Source organism: Phenylobacterium parvum, from assembly GCF_003150835.1.
Taxonomy (GTDB): domain Bacteria; phylum Pseudomonadota; class Alphaproteobacteria; order Caulobacterales; family Caulobacteraceae; genus Phenylobacterium; species Phenylobacterium parvum.
Genome location: NZ_CP029479.1, coordinates 569,233 through 585,610 on the forward strand (window position 1 = coordinate 569,233; position 16,378 = coordinate 585,610).

Annotated in this window: 17 protein-coding genes; 10 read left to right on the forward strand and 7 right to left on the reverse strand. The window is 68.6% G+C overall.

Annotated features, from left to right (window positions below):
- The first annotated feature begins 6 nt into the window (after window positions 1–6).
- The 3 genes from HYN04_RS02710 (at window position 7) to HYN04_RS02720 (ending at window position 3,131) form a co-directional block, all read left to right on the forward strand.
- Window positions 7–918: a class I SAM-dependent methyltransferase gene (locus tag HYN04_RS02710; RefSeq protein WP_110449335.1), complete on the forward strand. Its 912-nt coding sequence runs from the start codon at window positions 7–9 to the stop codon at window positions 916–918.
- Entirely contained in the window at window positions 915–1,679 is a 765-nt protein-coding gene (locus HYN04_RS02715; RefSeq protein WP_110449336.1) for a pseudouridine synthase, read from the forward strand. The genes HYN04_RS02710 and HYN04_RS02715 overlap by 4 nt, the downstream gene beginning before the upstream one ends.
- Before the next feature lie 69 nt (window positions 1,680–1,748).
- Window positions 1,749–3,131 carry a hypothetical protein gene (locus HYN04_RS02720; RefSeq protein ID WP_110449337.1) on the forward strand — a complete coding sequence of 461 codons (1,383 nt, stop codon included), beginning with the start codon at window positions 1,749–1,751 and terminating at the stop codon, window positions 3,129–3,131.
- A gap of 2 nt (window positions 3,132–3,133) precedes the next feature.
- On the opposite strand, the gene HYN04_RS02725 is transcribed toward HYN04_RS02720, so the two are convergent.
- The 3 genes from HYN04_RS02725 to HYN04_RS02735 are packed head-to-tail and all read right to left on the reverse strand — an operon-like array spanning window position 3,134 to window position 4,641.
- Window positions 3,134–3,535, reverse strand: coding sequence for a hypothetical protein (locus HYN04_RS02725; RefSeq protein ID WP_110449338.1), 402 nt, complete (start codon window positions 3,533–3,535; stop codon window positions 3,134–3,136).
- The gene (folB, locus tag HYN04_RS02730) at window positions 3,532–3,912 is read right to left on the reverse strand and encodes a dihydroneopterin aldolase (RefSeq protein ID WP_110449339.1); all 381 of its coding nucleotides are present in this window, start codon (window positions 3,910–3,912) and stop codon (window positions 3,532–3,534) included. The genes HYN04_RS02725 and folB overlap by 4 nt, the downstream gene beginning before the upstream one ends.
- A gap of 3 nt (window positions 3,913–3,915) precedes the next feature.
- Window positions 3,916–4,641, reverse strand: coding sequence for an SDR family oxidoreductase (locus tag HYN04_RS02735; RefSeq protein WP_110449340.1), 726 nt, complete (start codon window positions 4,639–4,641; stop codon window positions 3,916–3,918).
- 186 nt (window positions 4,642–4,827) lie between these two features.
- Here HYN04_RS02735 and HYN04_RS02740 point away from each other — a divergent pair, with 186 nt between their 5' ends.
- From HYN04_RS02740 to HYN04_RS02755, 4 genes are all read left to right on the forward strand, one after another.
- Window positions 4,828–5,760: an SMP-30/gluconolactonase/LRE family protein gene (locus HYN04_RS02740; RefSeq protein WP_110449341.1), complete on the forward strand. Its 933-nt coding sequence runs from the start codon at window positions 4,828–4,830 to the stop codon at window positions 5,758–5,760.
- Window positions 5,761–5,879: 119 nt separating this feature from the next.
- On the forward strand, window positions 5,880–7,316 hold the full coding sequence (locus tag HYN04_RS02745) for an aldehyde dehydrogenase family protein (protein ID WP_110449342.1): 1,437 nt from the start codon (window positions 5,880–5,882) through the stop codon (window positions 7,314–7,316).
- A gap of 86 nt (window positions 7,317–7,402) precedes the next feature.
- On the forward strand, window positions 7,403–8,983 hold the full coding sequence (locus HYN04_RS02750; RefSeq protein WP_199285986.1) for a long-chain-fatty-acid--CoA ligase: 1,581 nt from the start codon (window positions 7,403–7,405) through the stop codon (window positions 8,981–8,983).
- A gap of 27 nt (window positions 8,984–9,010) precedes the next feature.
- Window positions 9,011–9,946: an alpha/beta hydrolase gene (locus HYN04_RS02755; RefSeq protein WP_110449343.1), complete on the forward strand. Its 936-nt coding sequence runs from the start codon at window positions 9,011–9,013 to the stop codon at window positions 9,944–9,946.
- A 30-nt stretch (window positions 9,947–9,976) separates the two neighbouring features.
- On the opposite strand, the gene nhaA is transcribed toward HYN04_RS02755, so the two are convergent.
- Window positions 9,977–11,194 (reverse strand): Na+/H+ antiporter NhaA, encoded by a 1,218-nt coding sequence (nhaA, locus tag HYN04_RS02760; protein WP_110451264.1) that lies wholly within the window; start codon window positions 11,192–11,194, stop codon window positions 9,977–9,979.
- A 79-nt stretch (window positions 11,195–11,273) separates the two neighbouring features.
- Between nhaA and HYN04_RS02765 the strand changes: the two genes are divergently transcribed.
- The gene (locus tag HYN04_RS02765; RefSeq protein ID WP_110449344.1) at window positions 11,274–12,698 is read left to right on the forward strand and encodes a protein adenylyltransferase SelO; all 1,425 of its coding nucleotides are present in this window, start codon (window positions 11,274–11,276) and stop codon (window positions 12,696–12,698) included.
- On the opposite strand, the gene HYN04_RS02770 is transcribed toward HYN04_RS02765, so the two are convergent.
- Genes HYN04_RS02770 through HYN04_RS02780 form a run of 3 tightly spaced genes read right to left on the reverse strand, consistent with a single transcriptional unit; the run spans window position 12,686 to window position 15,059 of the window.
- Entirely contained in the window at window positions 12,686–13,582 is an 897-nt protein-coding gene (locus HYN04_RS02770) for a DMT family transporter (RefSeq protein ID WP_241962676.1), read from the reverse strand. The genes HYN04_RS02765 and HYN04_RS02770 overlap by 13 nt on opposite strands.
- A complete protein-coding gene (gene gluQRS / locus HYN04_RS02775; protein WP_110449345.1) occupies window positions 13,566–14,417 on the reverse strand; it encodes a tRNA glutamyl-Q(34) synthetase GluQRS in 852 nt (283 codons plus the stop codon). Before gluQRS ends, HYN04_RS02770 begins: the two co-directional genes overlap by 17 nt.
- Window positions 14,418–14,426: 9 nt before the next feature.
- A complete protein-coding gene (locus HYN04_RS02780; RefSeq protein ID WP_110449346.1) occupies window positions 14,427–15,059 on the reverse strand; it encodes a TetR/AcrR family transcriptional regulator in 633 nt (210 codons plus the stop codon).
- 431 nt (window positions 15,060–15,490) lie between these two features.
- Between HYN04_RS02780 and HYN04_RS13750 the strand changes: the two genes are divergently transcribed.
- Together HYN04_RS13750 and HYN04_RS02785 are read left to right on the forward strand one after the other, a co-directional pair.
- Window positions 15,491–15,613 (forward strand): hypothetical protein, encoded by a 123-nt coding sequence (locus HYN04_RS13750; RefSeq protein WP_277870404.1) that lies wholly within the window; start codon window positions 15,491–15,493, stop codon window positions 15,611–15,613.
- 190 nt (window positions 15,614–15,803) lie between these two features.
- Complete coding sequence (locus HYN04_RS02785) at window positions 15,804–16,364, forward strand: HNH endonuclease (protein WP_110449347.1); 561 nt, start codon at window positions 15,804–15,806, stop codon at window positions 16,362–16,364.
- The last annotated feature ends 14 nt before the right edge of the window (window positions 16,365–16,378 follow it).

Below are 16,378 nucleotides of genomic sequence, written 5' to 3' on the forward strand. Positions count from 1 at the left end.
GGCGGGATGACGCCTCCGGTCCTCCTCTACGGCCAACCCCCGCCGGCCCTGTTCCGGGAGCCGGAGGGCGCGGTCCAGGTCTCGCCCCTGGATCCCGGAGGCGTAGACCTCGCCGAGACGCCCGAAGTCGCCTTCGCCTCGGCCCTCATCCTGGCGCCGCCTGGCCGCCTGGAACGAGAGTGGGTCCTGGCGAGGACCCTCCAGCTCCTGCCGCCGGGCGCACGGATCATCGCCCTCGCGCCGAATGACCGCGGCGGATCGCGCATCGCCCCCGCCCTCCGGGCCTTTGGCTGCGAGGTGACGGACGAACCGCGCCGGCGGCAACGGATCTGCCGGACCCTCCGGCCCGCGCATCCCGTCGGTCTGGACATCGCCTTGGAGGCCGGCGGCCCGCGGCTGGACCCGCGACTGGGACTCTGGACCCAGCCAGGTGTCTTCAGCTGGGACCGGCCGGATCCCGGCACGGCCCTCCTGCTCGGCGCGGCCCCTGCGCTCCGGGGGCGCGGGGCTGATCTGGGTTGCGGGATCGGCGTCCTCGCCCTTCACGCCCTTGAAAGCCCCGAGGTTTCCACCATCGAGCTCTGGGACCTCGACCGACGCGCCATCGCCTGCGCTCGCCGCAATGTCGCGGACGCCCGCGCCAGCTTCCACCATGGGGACGTGCGCCGGATGGCGCAGGGAGGCGGGGATCTCGACTTCGTAATCATGAATCCCCCATTCCACGACGGGGGCCGGGAGGATCGGGCCCTGGGGGCGGCCTTCATCTCCGTCGCCGCCCGGCGCCTGGGGCCTGGCGGGGTCTGCTGGCTGACCGCCAACCGACACCTGCCCTACGAGGCCACGCTTGCCGAAGCCTTTTCCAGCGTGCGCCTTCGCGCGGAGACGGGCGGCTTCAAGGTATACGAGGCGATCCGATGAGCCGTCCCCCCGCTGTCCGGCTTGACCGGCTCCTCGCCAACCTTGGCTACGGATCGCGGCGGGAGGTCCACGCCCTGGTCCGCGACCGCGCCATTGTCCTCGATGGCCAGGCGGTTTCCGACGCCGGCGCACGGATCTCCCTGACCCCGGACCTCCCAGAGCGCATGACGGTGAAGGGCGCGCCCCTTGATCCTCCAGCGCCCCTGGTCCTGATGATGCACAAGCCTGAAGGGGTGGTCTGCTCGCACCGGGAGCCTGGACGCAGCGTCTACGAGCTGCTGCCCTCCCGCTGGCGAAGCCGGACGCCCTCCCTCTCCAGCATCGGTCGGCTGGACAGGGACACAACGGGCCTTCTCCTGATCACGGATGACGGGGCCTTCCTTCATCGTGTCATTTCGCCACGCTCAAATGCGCCAAAACGATACATCGCGACCCTCAGGGATCCGCTGAGGGGTGACGAGGCGGAGATTTTCGGGCGGGGCGACCTGATGCTCGACGGCGAGGACCGCCCCCTGGCGCCGGCCCGGCTGGAGGTGCTTGGACCCTTTCTGGCCCAGCTGACCGTCACTGAGGGACGATATCATCAGGTCCGCCGCATGTTTTCGGCGGTCGGGAACCAGGTCCTGGGGCTTCACAGGGACCGGATCGGCGCCCTTGACCTGCCCGCAGATCTTCCGCCGGGAGCCTGGCGTCGTCTGGGTCCTGCGGACTGCGCCGCTGTCCTGTCCGGTGATGGTGAAGGCCCTCCAGCACCGGCATGATCTTTGCACGACTCCCCTGGCCTGCAGTCTTTCGGTCCGCTTCGGGACACTGCTGGCCGGGGATGGCGGATGTTCGGACTGAACCGTCAGGTCAGGAAGCTGATCGAAGAGCAGGGCGGCGCCCTGCGTGACGGGCTGAGCGCCGATGACATGTCCCTTGTCGAGGTCCTGCCTCTCGCCATGCTTCTCAAGGAGGCCTCGGAAGCGGACGACGCCGCCGGTCGCGCCTCTGGGCGCAAGCGGTCCCAGCTTCGCCTGGACGCCGCCATCCTCTGGCGGGAGGTCACTCGACGCAGCGGCGAGGTGAGGGCCCTGAGCCGCGCCGCCTTTTCAGCTGAGGGCGCCCTGGAGCTCTACGGCGTCCGGTCCGCCGGCTGGGCCCGCGCGCGCTGCGAGCAGGCCTTCGCCGCCCTGCTTGGCGCGGAGCTCTTCGGGGACAGCCGGCTGCTGGACTCCGCGGAGACCGCCTTCCGGGACAGCCTGTCCGGGCCCAGGCGCGGTCTTGTGGCGCCGCTGGCGGAGATCGGCCTTCTCGCCCTGTCCGGGCGTCGCGCCCTTGCGACGGGAGACGCCCAGGCCGCCCGGGTGGCCGCGGCCCGTTTCGCCCAGCCCATCGCCGACCTGAAGGCCATGTCCAGCCGGATCCGTGCCGCTCGAATGCTGTCTGTCGACGGCCACATCCTTCGCGCCGAGATGCTGTGTGAGTGGGGCTCGCGTCTGGCGGATGCGCCTCTGCTGCGCGCGTCGGTCCGCGACACCCTGTCTGCAGCCTCGGGGCTGACGCCGGATTTCGAACCCCTGACCATTGCCCGGATCGGCTTTGCCCGCGCCCGGGCCCAGATCGCCCTTGGCGAGGTCGAAGGCGATGCTGAGCCGGCCATCGCTGGCGTCAACCTGATGTCGTCCGTCCTGTCCGACCTCACCCTCGAGCACAGCCCTCTTGACCGGGCCCAGGGAGAGTACGTCCTTGGCCTTGGATACGAGGTCCTTGGAGATCTCGCTGGCGACGCGCGCAGTTTCGAGCGCGCCATCAGCGCCTTCGACCGGGCCCTGAGCATCACCTCCCGGCGGGATGGCCTTGTCCTCAGGGCGAAGGCCGCGGCGCATCGCGCACTCTGCCTGGCCCGGGCTGCGGAAATCTCAGGAGATGTCGCGGTCCTGAACTCCGCAGAGAAGGCCTTCCGGAAAGAACTGGCCAATGGCTTGGTGGTTCGCGACCGGGAGTCCTGGGCTCTTCTCCAGTTGAACCTCGCCCGTCTCCTGCTGGCTCGCCTGGAGATCACCCGCAAGGACCGCGGCGAGCGGGCGGGCGCCCGCGCCGCCCTCTCCTCGGCGCTGGATGTCCTGTCCGACCAAGGCTTGCGATCTCTCGGCCGGTCGGCCGTCAGGACCCTTGAGCTCGTCGACTCGGCGATGCGCGATACAGTCGGCATCAAGCCGGCGGCGGACTGAGCTCAGAGGAACAGGCTGTCCGGCCGGTGGCAGCTGGATCCCTGGGCGGCCCAGACCAGTCCTGCAGCGCTTCGGACCAGGGCCCAGAGCCAGATCGCGCCCACCGAGACTATGGCGACGATCAGGAAGGGAATTCCGATCAGGATGGCGGACAGCAGCGTCCCCCAGAAGATGGAGATCGCAGCGACGGTCCAGGCGGCGAGGCCGATCCAGAAGGTCTGGACCTGGAACCTGTAGTGGCTGGCGGCGACGGGGCCCGCAGTGCCCCCGGCCACGTGCGCCATGATGACGCCGACCAGGGCCGCCGGTGCAAATCCCAGGAGCGAGGCGACGTAGAGCCCGTAGATCACGATCACCAGGGCCAGGTTCTCATCCCGGGGAAGCGCCGTCGTGGATTCGGTCATGTCGCGGTTCTCTCGAGGACCAGCTCCACGCCCGCTGCATCCGCCTGCGGAGCGAGGGCCATGGGCTTCAGGACGCAAACCCTGACACGCTGCGCCGCGTCCTGTCCAATACAGGCTCCGGCCAGCCGCTCGGCGAAGGTTTCGACCAGGTCGATATGGCCCTCGGCGACGATCGCCTGCGCCGCGGCGACCACCGCTTCGTAGTTGAATGTGCCCTCAATCCCTTCGACCCGGTGCGGCGCCAGATCGACCTCAACATCGATCACGAGGGGCTGCGCGCGATTCTTCTCGTGATCGTAAACGCCGATGAAGGCGTCCAGCTTGAGCCCCCTGACGAGGACCTTCTGGCTGCGGATCAGGCGGTCGGGACCAGGCAAGGGTCAGTCCAGGTGCTGACCGCCGTCCACGGCGATCATCTGGCCGGTCACGCTGGTCGCGCCGATCAGGTAGGTCAGGGCCCGGCCGATATCGGCGGGATCGACGGCCCGTCCGAGGGGGGTGGACGCCGCCTCGGCCTCGAAGTCCGCGGGCGACTGGTCGGGGTTGGCCAGAACCGGGCCTGGACCGATGGCGTTGACCCGGATCCGGGGGGCCAGATCAATCGCCATCATGCGGGTGGCCGACCAGAGGGCGGCCTTGGAAAGCGTATAGGAGAAGTAGTCGGGACCGGGCGCCAGGACCCTCTGGTCAAGGATGTGGACGATCTGCCCCTGCAGGCCCTGGGCGGCCATGTCCCGCGAGAGCACCAGGGGCGCGCGGAGGTTGATGTCGAGATGCTCGTCCCAGGAGTTGCGCTCCAGCTGGTGGAAGGCGTCGTTCCTGAAGAGGGAGGCGCAGTTCACCAGCAGGGTGACGGGGCCGAGCTCAGCGACCACGCGGGCGACCAGGCCCGAGACGGCCCCCTCGTCGGCAAGGTCGCAGGCAAAGGCGGCGGACTCCCGACCCAGGGCCCTGACCTCGGCCACGGCCGCCCGGGCGTCATCATCCTCGCGGCGGCAATGGACGGCGACGTCGTAGCCGGCGGTGGCGCAGGCGCGGACGAGTTCCCTTCCAATCCTGCGGGGCCCGCCAGTGACCAGGGCCGTTCCGCGCTCGGAGCGGGGCACGGGCCTAGTCGAGCCGGCCCATGTCGATGATGTTCATCACGGCGAAGACGACGAAGAACGCGATCACGATGAAGAGGGGGCTCATTGGGCACTCCTTGCAGCAGGACGGGCTTTAGCGGGGGTCGCTGGACTTGTCGAGGCGGCCCGCCTGGGCACAGAGTGTCCGACGCCCTGCAGGAGCCCGCCATGCCGCTTTCCCCAATCGACACCTCCGCGTTCCAGAAGATCGCCGTGGGCATCGACCGCCCCGAGGACGTGGTGGTCAGCGCCGGGGGCCGGGTGTTCGCCTCTGATCACCAGTGCGCCGTGGCCGAGATCCTGCCGGATGGCGGCTTCGTGCGAATGGGGCCGAAGGGCGGCGCGCCGAATGGGATCAACATGGACCGTGAGGGGCGGATCCTGATCGCCAACTTCGGCATCTACGACCGGCAGGAGGGACCCCTCCAGCGCTTCGATCCGGCGACGGGTGTCCATGAAACCCTGGTCGCGGAGGTCGGTGGGCGGCGGCTGACCAGCGCCAACTATCCGGTCATGGACCGCGACGGGAACATCTGGTGCGCCAACTCCACCCATGCCGACACCTGGCCCCAGGCGCTGGACGGCCGGGCCGACGGGTTCGTGTTCGTCCTCAGGCCCGACGGGAGCTGCGAGATCGTGGCTGAGGGCCTGATGTTCCCCAACGGCCTGGCCCTGTCGGCGGACCACCGTCGCCTCTTCTGCGCCCAGACCTCCGCCGCCGATGTCCTGGCCTTCGATATCCTGCCTGGCGGCCGGCTGGGGCCCGGGGTCCGCTACGGGCCGGTTCTGGGACAACTTGCAGGTCGTGGCCTTCCGCCGGCCAAGGAAGAGGACCTGGGCTATACCGACGGGGTCGGTATGGACGCCGAGGGGAACCTGTGGGTCTGCCTGCCGGCGGCGAACAAGGTTGTCGCCATCACCCCGGCGGGAGAGAAGGTGACGGTGATCCACGATCCCTCCGGCGAGGTCGTCAACCATCCGACAAACGTCACCTGGGGCGGGGCGGACCTCCGGGACCTCTACATTGGCTCCATTCGGGCCGGCTATGTCCTGAAGGGCCGAAGCCCTGTCGCCGGCCTGGCCCTGGTTCACCAGACCTGACGCCGCGACTTCCGAGTCTGAATCCCCCTTCCACAGGGGCGCCCGATCACTATTGTAGGAAGACGAAGGCGCACGCGGGTTTCCCGGCGCCCCGCAAGAACCACATCCCGGAGGACGCCATGCGCGAGTACGTGAAATTCTACATCGACGGCCAGTGGGTCGATCCGGTCGAGCTGAAGACCCTCGACGTCATCAATCCCGCCACCGAGGGCGTCTGCGGCAAGATCGCCTTGGGCTCATCCAAGGACGTGGACAAGGCTGTCGCCGCCGCCAAGAAGGCCTTCAAGACCTGGTCCCAGACCACCCGTGAGGAGCGCCTCGATGTCCTGAACCGCATCCTGGCCGAGTACCAGAAGCGCTTCGGCGACCTCGCCGTGGCCGTGACCGAGGAAATGGGCGCGCCCGCCTCGCTGGCCCAGCGCGCCCAGGTGCCGATCGGCCTCGGCCACCTGTCGACCGCCATTAACGTCCTCAAGGACTTCAAGTTCGAGGAGCAGCGCGGCCCGACCCTGCTCGTGAAGGAGCCGATCGGCGTCTGCGGCTTCATCACCCCCTGGAACTGGCCCCTGAACCAGATCGTCTGCAAGGTGGCCCCGGCCATCGCGACCGGCTGCACCATGGTCCTGAAGCCGTCGGAAGTGGCGCCCTTCTCCGGGCACATCTTCGCCGAGATCATGCAGGCCGCGGGCGTTCCCGCCGGCGTGTTCAACCTGGTGCACGGCGACGGCCCGACCGTCGGCGCCGCCCTGTCGAGCCATCCGGACATCGACATGGTCTCCTTCACGGGCTCGACTCGTGCGGGCATCGAGGTGGCCCGCAACGCCGCCCCGACCGTCAAGCGCGTGGCCCAGGAGCTGGGCGGCAAGAGCCCGAATATCGTCCTGGATGACGACGCCTTCGCCAAGGGCGTGGCCCGCGGCGTGGCGACCATGATGACCAACTCCGGCCAGTCCTGTAACGCCCCGACCCGGATGCTGGTGCCGAAGACCCGCATGGACGAGGCCATCGCCGTCGCCCGCGAGGCCGCCTCCCAGGTGACCGTCGGCGATCCTAACGGCAACTCGCAGCTCGGCCCCGTGGTCTCGGAGGTCCAGTTCAACAAGATCCAGAAGCTGATCCAGGCCGGGATCGACGAGGGCGCGACCCTGGTGATCGGCGGCACGGGCCGGCCGGATGGCCTGGACAAGGGCTACTATGTGAAGCCCACCGTCTTCGCGAACGTCACCAACGACATGACCATTGCTGCGGAAGAGATCTTCGGACCCGTCCTGTCGATCCTCGGCTACGACTCCGTCGACCAGGCGATCGATATCGGCAACGACACCGAGTACGGCCTGGCCGCCTACGTCCAGTCGGCGGACCTCGACAAGGCCCGGAAGATCGCTTCCAAGCTGCGGGCGGGCCAGGTGTCCATCAATGGCGGGGGCGGCGACATGATGGCGCCCTTCGGCGGATACAAGATGAGCGGCAACGGGCGCGAGTGGGGCGACTACGGCTTCCACGAGTTCCTCGAGACCAAGGCCGTCCTGGGCTACGCCCCCCAGGCCGCAGAGTAAGGCCGGCGCCGCCCCGGGCTCTGGGTCCGGGGCGGCCGCTGCCTTCAAGACGACGACAAGCCCCGATCCCGCCGGACAGCGTCCCCATGCCTGACGTACCGAAAATCATCCTGCCCGACCTGTCCTGCAGCGCGGATGTGGTGCGTCATCACGCCCAGGTTCGCCCGGAGGCCGTCGCCCTGGTCTTCCAGGACGAGTCGATCACCTACGCCGAGTTGGATGCTCTGTCGTCGCGGTGCGCCAACGCCCTGATCGCCGCCGGCGTCCGCCCAGGCGACCGGGTGGGGACCCTGGCCAGGGGGAATGCAGACTTCTTCGTCCTCTGGTTCGGCTGCCTCAAGGCCGGCGCCTGTCTCAATCCCGTCAACTGGCGCCTGGCGTCCCCGGAGGTGGCCTTCATCCTGAAGGACGCCAGCTGCCGCTTGGCGGTGATCGGCGCCGACTATTCCGGGATGATCGAAGCCCTGGTCGCGGATCTCCCGGACCTCACCACCCGCATCCAGTTCGAGCCGGGACACACCGCCTGGCCGGGCTTCCGCGACTGGATCGGCGCCCATTCCGACGCCGATCCCCGGCGCACGGCCCAGCCGGACGATGACGTCATCCAGCTCTACACCTCCGGCACCACGGGCCTGCCCAAGGGCGTCCAGCTGACCGAGGCCAACTACGCCGCCTGTTTCCAGAGCGCCAGCACCGCCTGGGCCCTGATCGATCCGGGCGATTCCGTCCTCGTCTGCATGCCGCTGTTCCATGTGGCCGGCGCCAACCTCGGCATGCTTGGCCTGCTGATGGGCGGGCGCTGCATCATCATGCGCGAGGTCGACATCGGCCTGATGTTGCGCCTCTTCGGCGAGCATGGCGTCCGCCACGCCTTCCTCGCGCCGGCCATCATCAACATGGTGCTCCAGCACCCCGAGCAGGCGCAGGCTGACCTGTCGCGCCTCGACTATGTCTACTACGGCGCCTCGCCGATCTCGGAAGAGGTGCTGACCCAGGCCCAGGCGCGGTTCGGCTCCCGCTTCATGCAGCTCTACGGCCTCACCGAGACGATTGGCGGCGGCGCCTACCTGCCGCCGGAGGCCCACGATCCCGCCCTTGGCAAGCTCCGGTCCTGTGGCCGGCCTTCGCCGGGCTACGAGATCCGCATCCGCATCGACGGCCGCGACGCCGAGGTGGGCGAGGTGGGGGAGATCGAGATCCGGTCCCCGGGGGTCATGAAGGGCTACTGGAACCGTCCGGACGCTACGGCCCAGTCCATCGACGCAGAAGGCTGGTTCCGGTCCGGCGATGCGGGCTTCTTCGACGCTGACGGCTATCTCTTCATCCACGACCGGGTGAAGGACATGATCGTTTCCGGCGGGGAGAACGTCTATCCCGCCGAGGTCGAGAACGCCCTGATGTCCCATCCCGCGGTGGCCGACGCCGCGGTCATCGGCGTTCCGGACGACCGCTGGGGCGAGGCGGTGAAGGCCATCGTCGTACTGAAGCCCGGCGCAGCCGCCGGCCCCGAGGTGATCATCGCCCACTGCCGGAACCTCATCGCCGGCTACAAGGTGCCCAAGACCATCGACTTCATTAACGTCCTGCCGCGCAATCCCTCGGGCAAGGTCCTGCGGCGGGAGCTTCGCGAGCCCTACTGGCGGGGACGCGAGCGCCGGGTCGGCTGACCCCCAACGCCAGCAGGAGGCCGAACCATGGATCCGCATTTCAAGGCCATGCTGGAGGCGGAAGCCGCCGCTGCAGCCGGCCAGGAGGCCCCGCCTCTCGACAGCCTGCCGCCAGACATGGTCCGGGCCGGCTACGTCATGCAGCGCACCAGCCAGAATACCGGCGCGCCCAAGGATGTGGCGACCCGTGACCTTCAGGTCGACGGCGGAGCGGGTCCGGTCGGCGCGCGTCTGTACACCCCTGCCGGCGCCCCGGCGACGACGCCCGGCCTCGTCTATTTCCACGGCGGCGGTTTCGCCATCGGCAACCTGGAGACCCATGATGGGCACTGCCGGCGTCTGGCCGCCTACTCCGGCTGCCGGGTCCTGGCGATCGACTACCGCCTGGCGCCGGAGAATCCCTTCCCCGCCAGCCATGACGACTGCCTGGAAGCGACGAAGTGGGCCATCGACCACGCTTCCGATATCGGCTTCGATCCCACCCGCGTCGGGGTCGGCGGATGTTCGGCGGGCGGCAACCTCGCCGCCTCCATCGCCATTGACCTGAAGGCGGACCCGGCGCGTCGACTGGCCTTCCAGATGCTGCTCTACCCATACATCTGCCCTGAGACCGAGACCGAGAGCCGCAAGCGGATGGACGGCCCCCTTCTGACCAAGGCCGCAATCGACTGGTTCGTGAAGTGCCTGGCCGCCGAGGGACACCCGCAGATCGATCGCGTCATCCTCGGGTCGAAGGTCGACGTCTCGGCGACGCCTGCGGCCTATGTCGTGACGGCGGGTTACGACCCCCTGCAGGACGAGGGCCGAGACTACGCCCGGCGGCTCGAGGCGGCGGGCGTTCCGGTGCGGCATGTCCACTACCCGGACCTGCTGCACGACTTCTACATCATGGGAGACGTCTCTCCCGCGGTGGAAGCCGCGGCAAGGGAGGCGGCGGAAGCCATGAAGGCGGCCTTCTCCTGAACCCCGCCGGGGCGCACGCCCGGCGGGCGCTCAGTGGCCCGAGGGCGGCGGCCCCGTGAAGGAGGTCCCGAGCCTGTCCCTGACCCGCTGGCTCCAGGCCAGCACGGCCATGCCGACGGCGGCGGACAGGACCGAGCCCCCGATCACGCCCAGGCGCACGGCGCTCTGCGCCGTCGGGTCCTCGGAATCAAAGGCCAGGGCCCCGATGAACAGGCTCATGGTGAAGCCGACGCCACACAGGAGGGCGCAGCCGTAAAGCTCGGCCCAGTTCGCGTCGGTCGGTCGCCGGGCCAGCCCGAGCCGGATGGCCAGGGCGGAGGCGCCGAAGACACCGATCTGCTTGCCGACGAAGAGTCCGGCGGCGACGCCGAGGGCGATGGGGCTGAGCAGGTTGTCCGCCGAAAGGTCGCTGAAGGAAAATCCCGCCGCGGCGAAGGCGAAGACCGGCATGATCCCGTAGGCGACGTAAGGATGCAGGCCATCCATCATCTGCTTGAGCATCCCGCGTTCGCCCGGACGTCGCGGTTCGATGGGGATGGTCATGGCGGCGGCCACGCCGGCGATCGAGGCGTTGACCCCGCTTTCCAGGGTGAAGGCCCAGACCAGGAACGCCAGGACGGCGAAGAGAAGGTAGGGGGCCTGCCTCCAGCGCGCCGCCAGCGCCATGGCCCCGAGCATGACGCCTGCGCCCGTCAGGGCGAGAAGGTCGATGTGTTCGGTGAAAAGCGTGGCGATCAGCACCACGGCGCCGAGGTCGTCGGCGATGGCCAGGGTCAGCAGGAAGGTGCGCAGGGCGGGCGGCAGACGGGGGCCGGCGATCGCCAGGGCGGCCAGGGCGAAGGCGATGTCTGTCGCGACAGGCGCCGGCCAGCCTTCCACCGCGCCGCCAGGCCCCATGTTGAAGGCCAGATAGACCAGCGCTGGGGCGACCATTCCGCCCAGGGCGCCCAGCACCGGCAGGGCGAGCTTGCGGGGATTGGATAACTCACCGCGCAGGATCTCGTACTTGATCTCCAGTCCTACGACGAAGAAGAAGATCGTCATCAGGCCGTCCTTGATCCACTTCAGGACGGTCTTGGTGATCTCGATATCCCCGACCTGGAAGGTCAGGGGATGCTTGATCAGGCCAAAATAGCTCGCGGACCAGGGGGAGTTGGCCAGGAGGATGGCGAGGGCTGCGGCGAGGGCGAGGAAAATCCCCGAGGCGGCCTCGGTCTTCAGGAAATCGAGTGTGATCTTGCGGCTCATGGCCATCGGTTAACACGCGGGCAGAGATTGGCAAGGATCAGGTCTTGCGGCGGCGGCGCGGGGCGGTCATGTCGACCAGATGCCTGTCTCGCCAAACTATGTCCCCGATCCCCGTCTCCCGGCCCTCGGCGGCGACTTCGCCGATCCTGTCCGGGCGGCGGACTTCCCGGAACTGCGCCTGCGCTGGCGCAATACACGAGCGGCGGCGTCGGTGGGTCTGGACGACCTGACCGCACAGGAGTGGTCGGCCCACTTCGGACGGTTCGAGCCCCTCCCGGGTAATCTGGAGGCCCCACTGGCCCAGCGTTATCACGGCCACCAGTTCCGCGTTTACAACCCGGACCTCGGGGACGGCCGGGGCTTCACCTTCGCCCAGCTGCGCGAGGCGGGTTCGAGTCGGCTCCTGGACCTGGCCACCAAGGGATCCGGCGTCACGCCCTGGTCGCGCAGTGGGGACGGGCGTCTGACCCTCAAGGGCGGGGTGCGCGAGGTGCTTGCGGCGGGCATGCTTGAGGCCCTGGGCGTTCCCACCTCCCGCGCCTTCTCCCTTCTTGAAACGGGAGAAGCCCTGGTGCGGCAGGACGAACCGAGCCCCACGCGTTCGGCCGTCCTGGTCCGGCTCAGCCACAGCCACATCCGGTATGGAACCTTCCAGAGGCCGGCGGCCCTGGAGCGCCCGGACCTGGTCCGCAAGCTGGTCGACTACACCCTGGACCTCTACTTTCCCGGACGGATGGGCGAGGCCGATCCGGGCGCAGCCCTTTTGGACGAGGCCTGTCGGGGCGCCGCCCGCCTGACCGCCGCCTGGATGGCCGCGGGCTTCGTGCACGGGGTCCTCAACACCGACAACATGAACATCACCGGCGAGAGCTTCGACTACGGGCCCTACCGGTTCCTGCCGCACAGCGATCCCAACTTCGTCGCCGCCTACTTCGACCATGCGGGCCTCTACAGCTTTGGCCGACAGCCGGAAGCGGTCTTCTGGAACCTGCGCCAGCTGGCGGGATGTTTCCTGATGGCGGGTTCCCCCGAAGACGCGCTGGTGGAGGTCCTGAATGGCTTTGGAGACCTCTACCGGGAGGCGCTGGCCCGAGCGGTGGTGCGTCGCCTGGGCCTGTCCTTCCAGGGCGATGGGTCGGACGCCCGGCTGGTCAGCGCCGCCTTTGGCGCCCTGTCGGCGGGCGGGGCGGAGATCCGCTGGGAGCCCTTCTTCTTTGACTGGTTCTGCGGCGACGAGGCCCGGGCCCTGGCCGGACCCCGAGGAGAGGTCTACCGACGGCCAATGTTCGAAGATTTCCGCCGGGAGGTCGCCGCGGCGGAGCCGGACCGCCCCGAACGGCTGGACCATCCCTACTTCCGCCGCGAGGCGCCCACTGAACTCCTGATCGACAGGATCGAGGCGATCTGGGCGCCGATTTCAGGGGCCGATGACTGGGCCATCTTCTACTCCGCCATGTCGGAGATCGAGGAGGCCCGGACGGCCTGGGGGCTTCAGCCAGGCTGAGCGGCCGGGCGCGCCGCCCGCTGGGCCAGGATGACCCCCGTCAGGGCGATGGCCCCGCCCAGCATCTGGCCGGGCCCGAAGACCTCGCCGAACAGGAGCCAGCCAAGGACCGCCGCGACCACCGGCTGGACCAGGACGACGACCGAGGTGACCGAGGCGGGCAGCCGGCCCAGGGCCCAGGCGATGGACCCCTGTCCGGCCACGTGCATGACGCCAAGGCCGATGCAGGCCGCCCAGCCGCCTGGCGTCGCCGGCGTCAGCCTCTCACCCAGCAGGCCGGACGCCGCCAGCAGCAAGGGTGCGGCGGTGAGGCTGGACCAGAACATGACCTGGGCGGCGCCCCGGGTTCGCCGGGCCCTCTGCACCGCCAGGAAGTAGAGGGCGTACCAGACGGCCGTCATGGCCGAGAAGGCGTCGCCCAGGGCGGGGTTGGCCCCTGGCAGCCCCGGATCGCGGGCCAGTGTCATGAGACAGGCGCCGCCTACAGCCAGGGCGACCGCAGCCAGGAACAGGGGGCGCACCCGTTCGCGGAAGACCAGCCAGGCGACCCCTGTCACGATCACCGGCGTCAGGTTGGAGAGGATGGTCGCCTTGGCAACCGAGGTCAGGGCGATGCCGTAGTGCCAGAAGGCCAGGTCGAGGGCGAAGGCGATCCCTGCAAGCCCGAGCACCCATCCCGGCGGACCGATGCCTCCGCTTTCCCGTCGAGCGAGCAGCGCCAGGAGGGGCAGGGCGAAGAGCATACGCCACAGCCCGACTGCAGCGGGCCCCGCGTCCGCCAGGCGCACCAGGATGGGGGCGAGGCCGATGATGCAGGCGCCGACGACGAGTACGATCATGGCGGTGCGGCGTTCCCCGCCGCTGCTCTCAGCGATCTCCGTCAAGGTCGAGCTCCGCGATAAGCTGGTCCGGGCTGACGCCCTGTTCGCGAAGCGCCTGCAGGGTCTCCGCACGATCCCTCTTGGCGTAGCGCTTTCCATCGGGTCCGACCAGCAGCCGGTGGTGCCTGTAGACCGGTTCGGGCAGGCCCAGGAGGGCCTGGAGCAGTCTCTGCACCCCTGTGGCCGCAAAGAGGTCGCATCCGCGAACGACGTGCGTAACCTCCTGGTGGGCGTCGTCCACCACCACGGCGAGATGGTAGGCGACCCCTATGTCCTTGCGCGCCAGCACGATGTCGCCGGCCGCCTCCGGGCTCACCTTGCTCAGGCCGGTCTCGCTGAATGGCCCGGCGCCCGCTTCAAGGAAGGTGAGGGGCCCCGCCCGTCGCGACGCTTCCCGGACGTCGAGCCGCCATGCGAAGGCCTCGCCGGCGTCTAGGCGGCGCTGGACTTCGGCGTCCGGCAGGCGTTCGCCGAGGAAGACAGCCTCGTCCCCATGCGGTGCGCGGGTCATGGCTTCAGCCAGTTCCCGGCGAGTCCGGAAACACTGGTAGGTGAGCCCCGCCTCCGACAGCCGCGAAAGGGCCGCCTCGTAGGCTGCGGACCGGTCAGACTGTCGCAGGACCGGGCCATCCCACCCGACTCCCAGCCAGGTCAGGTCCTCGAGGATTCCCGCCTCAAATTCCGGCCGGCAACGGGTGCGGTCGATGTCCTCGATACGAAGCCGGAACCGTCCTCCGGCTGAATCCGCGGCCCGCCGCGCGGTGAGGGCCGAAAAGGCGTGCCCCCGGTGGAGGCGGCCCGTCGGGGAGGGGGCGAACCTGAAGACGGGTTTAGCCACCCGGAGTGTTCAGACGGCCCAGGCCGCCGGCTTGGGGCGAAAGATGTCGAGCTGGCTGAAGACGGCCCTAAGGAAGGCCTCCTCGCCGCCGAGATGGGTCTTCAGCGGTCCGAATTCCTTGAAGCCGCCCATTTCAGCGACTCCGTGGGCGGCGCACCAGACCGCGATGGCGGCGAGCTCCAGGCCCATTTCGTCCTCGGGGTCGAGACCGGACTCGACCAGGGTGTCGCAGACCAGCCTGTAGGCCCCATCGTCGCGCAGTTTCTCCGGCATGGTCTCGCGGTTCAGGCTGCACGCGAACATCACCCGGTAGATGGCGGTGTTCTGCCGCGCGAACTGGACATAGGCCACGCCCAGGGTCACCAGACGGTTCTGGTCCGGGCCCGCCTCAGCAAGGGCGGCGCGCATCTCGAGGCCGAGTTGGTCCCAGCCCTCGATCGCCAGGGCGTCCAGGAGTTCGCTCTTGTCGCGGAAGTGGTGGTAGGGCGCTGCAGGGCTGACCCCGGCTTCGCGGGCTACGGCCCTCAGCGAAAGGTCCGCCCCGCCCTCGACCTCCAGCAGCCGGCGCCCCGCCCCGACCAGGGCGCGGCGGAGGTCGCCATGGTGATAAGGGCGAGACTCTGCGACGGGCGCTTGTTCCATGAAATCTCAGTAATGGGGATCAAAAACCGGGGCAAGGCAATCTTGACAACGATCAGATACTTCTTATCTCGCAGGTGCAGCAAAAAACAGCCCCGCTCCCCCGGGGCTCCAACTTCGAGGTGTGTGTCATGTCTCTCGCTTATGTTGAACGTCTCATTGACCGTCTGACCCCGGCCTATCTCCTGGCCCTGAGCCTGACTGTCGCGGTGGCCTCTGTCGTTTCCCTTCTGGGCTGAGGTCTCTCCAGGACGTCTTAAGGGCCCCTTCGGGGGCCCTTTTTGTTTGTCTGCTCGGCCCTGCCGGCCGGTTGATGTGCTGCAGCGCAAAAAACGCAAATCGCATCTTTACAGCGTTCAGATATGTGCTATCTAAGCATTGTTCAAATCGTTCTCCCCGCGCCGATAGGCGCTCCAACTGAAGGTGTGTTTGTCATGACCCCGTCCTCCTGCCCCTCCAACGCCATTGAAACCCTGATCGACCGGGCCACCCCGATCTTCCTCCTGTCCCTCAGCCTCGTGGCGGCCGTTGGCAGCCTGCTGATCTCAGTCGGCTGAAGGGCCTCTTCCTCCTCGACTTCCTCCCACTGGGGGCCCCTTGCGGGCCCCCTTTTTTTGTCTTGCGACTGTCACTGGCCCGAGGAGCGGGAATCGCCGCCTAATCCCCCATAACCCCTGTGGAGGAGTGGCGACTTCCGGACCTTAACCTTCCGAAATGACTCCCGTGGCAAGGCAGGAGGCGCCGGCCATGCAGGTGCTTGACCGTGCGCCTTCAGGCTGGCCAGCCCTGGTCCTCAACGCGGATTTCCGTCCGCTGAGCTACTACCCCCTGTCCGTCTGGCCTTGGCAGGACGTGGTCAAGGCCGTCTTCCTCGAGCGGGTCGAGGTGATCTCCACCTACGAACAGGAGGTGCGCTCCCCCTCATTCGCCATGCGGCTGCCCTCGGTGGTCTGCCTCAAGGAATACGTCGCCCAGGACCGGCCGCCGGCCTTCACCCGCTTCAACGTCTTCCTGCGGGACGGCTTCGCCTGCGCCTACTGCCGGCGGGCCGAGGACCTGACCTTCGATCACGTCATCCCCAGGTCAAGGGGAGGGCGAACCAGTTGGGGCAACATCGTCACCGCCTGCTCGCGCTGCAACCTCGCCAAGGGCGGCCGCACCCCCGAGGAAGCCCGCATGTCCCTGCTGAGGCGGCCCGCCCGCCCGACGGCCTGGGAGCTTCAGGAACAGGGCCGCCGGTTCCCGCCCAACCACCTTCACCAGTCCTGGGTGGACTATCTCTACTGGGACGTGGAACTGGACCCCTGACGCGCCTTCAGCCG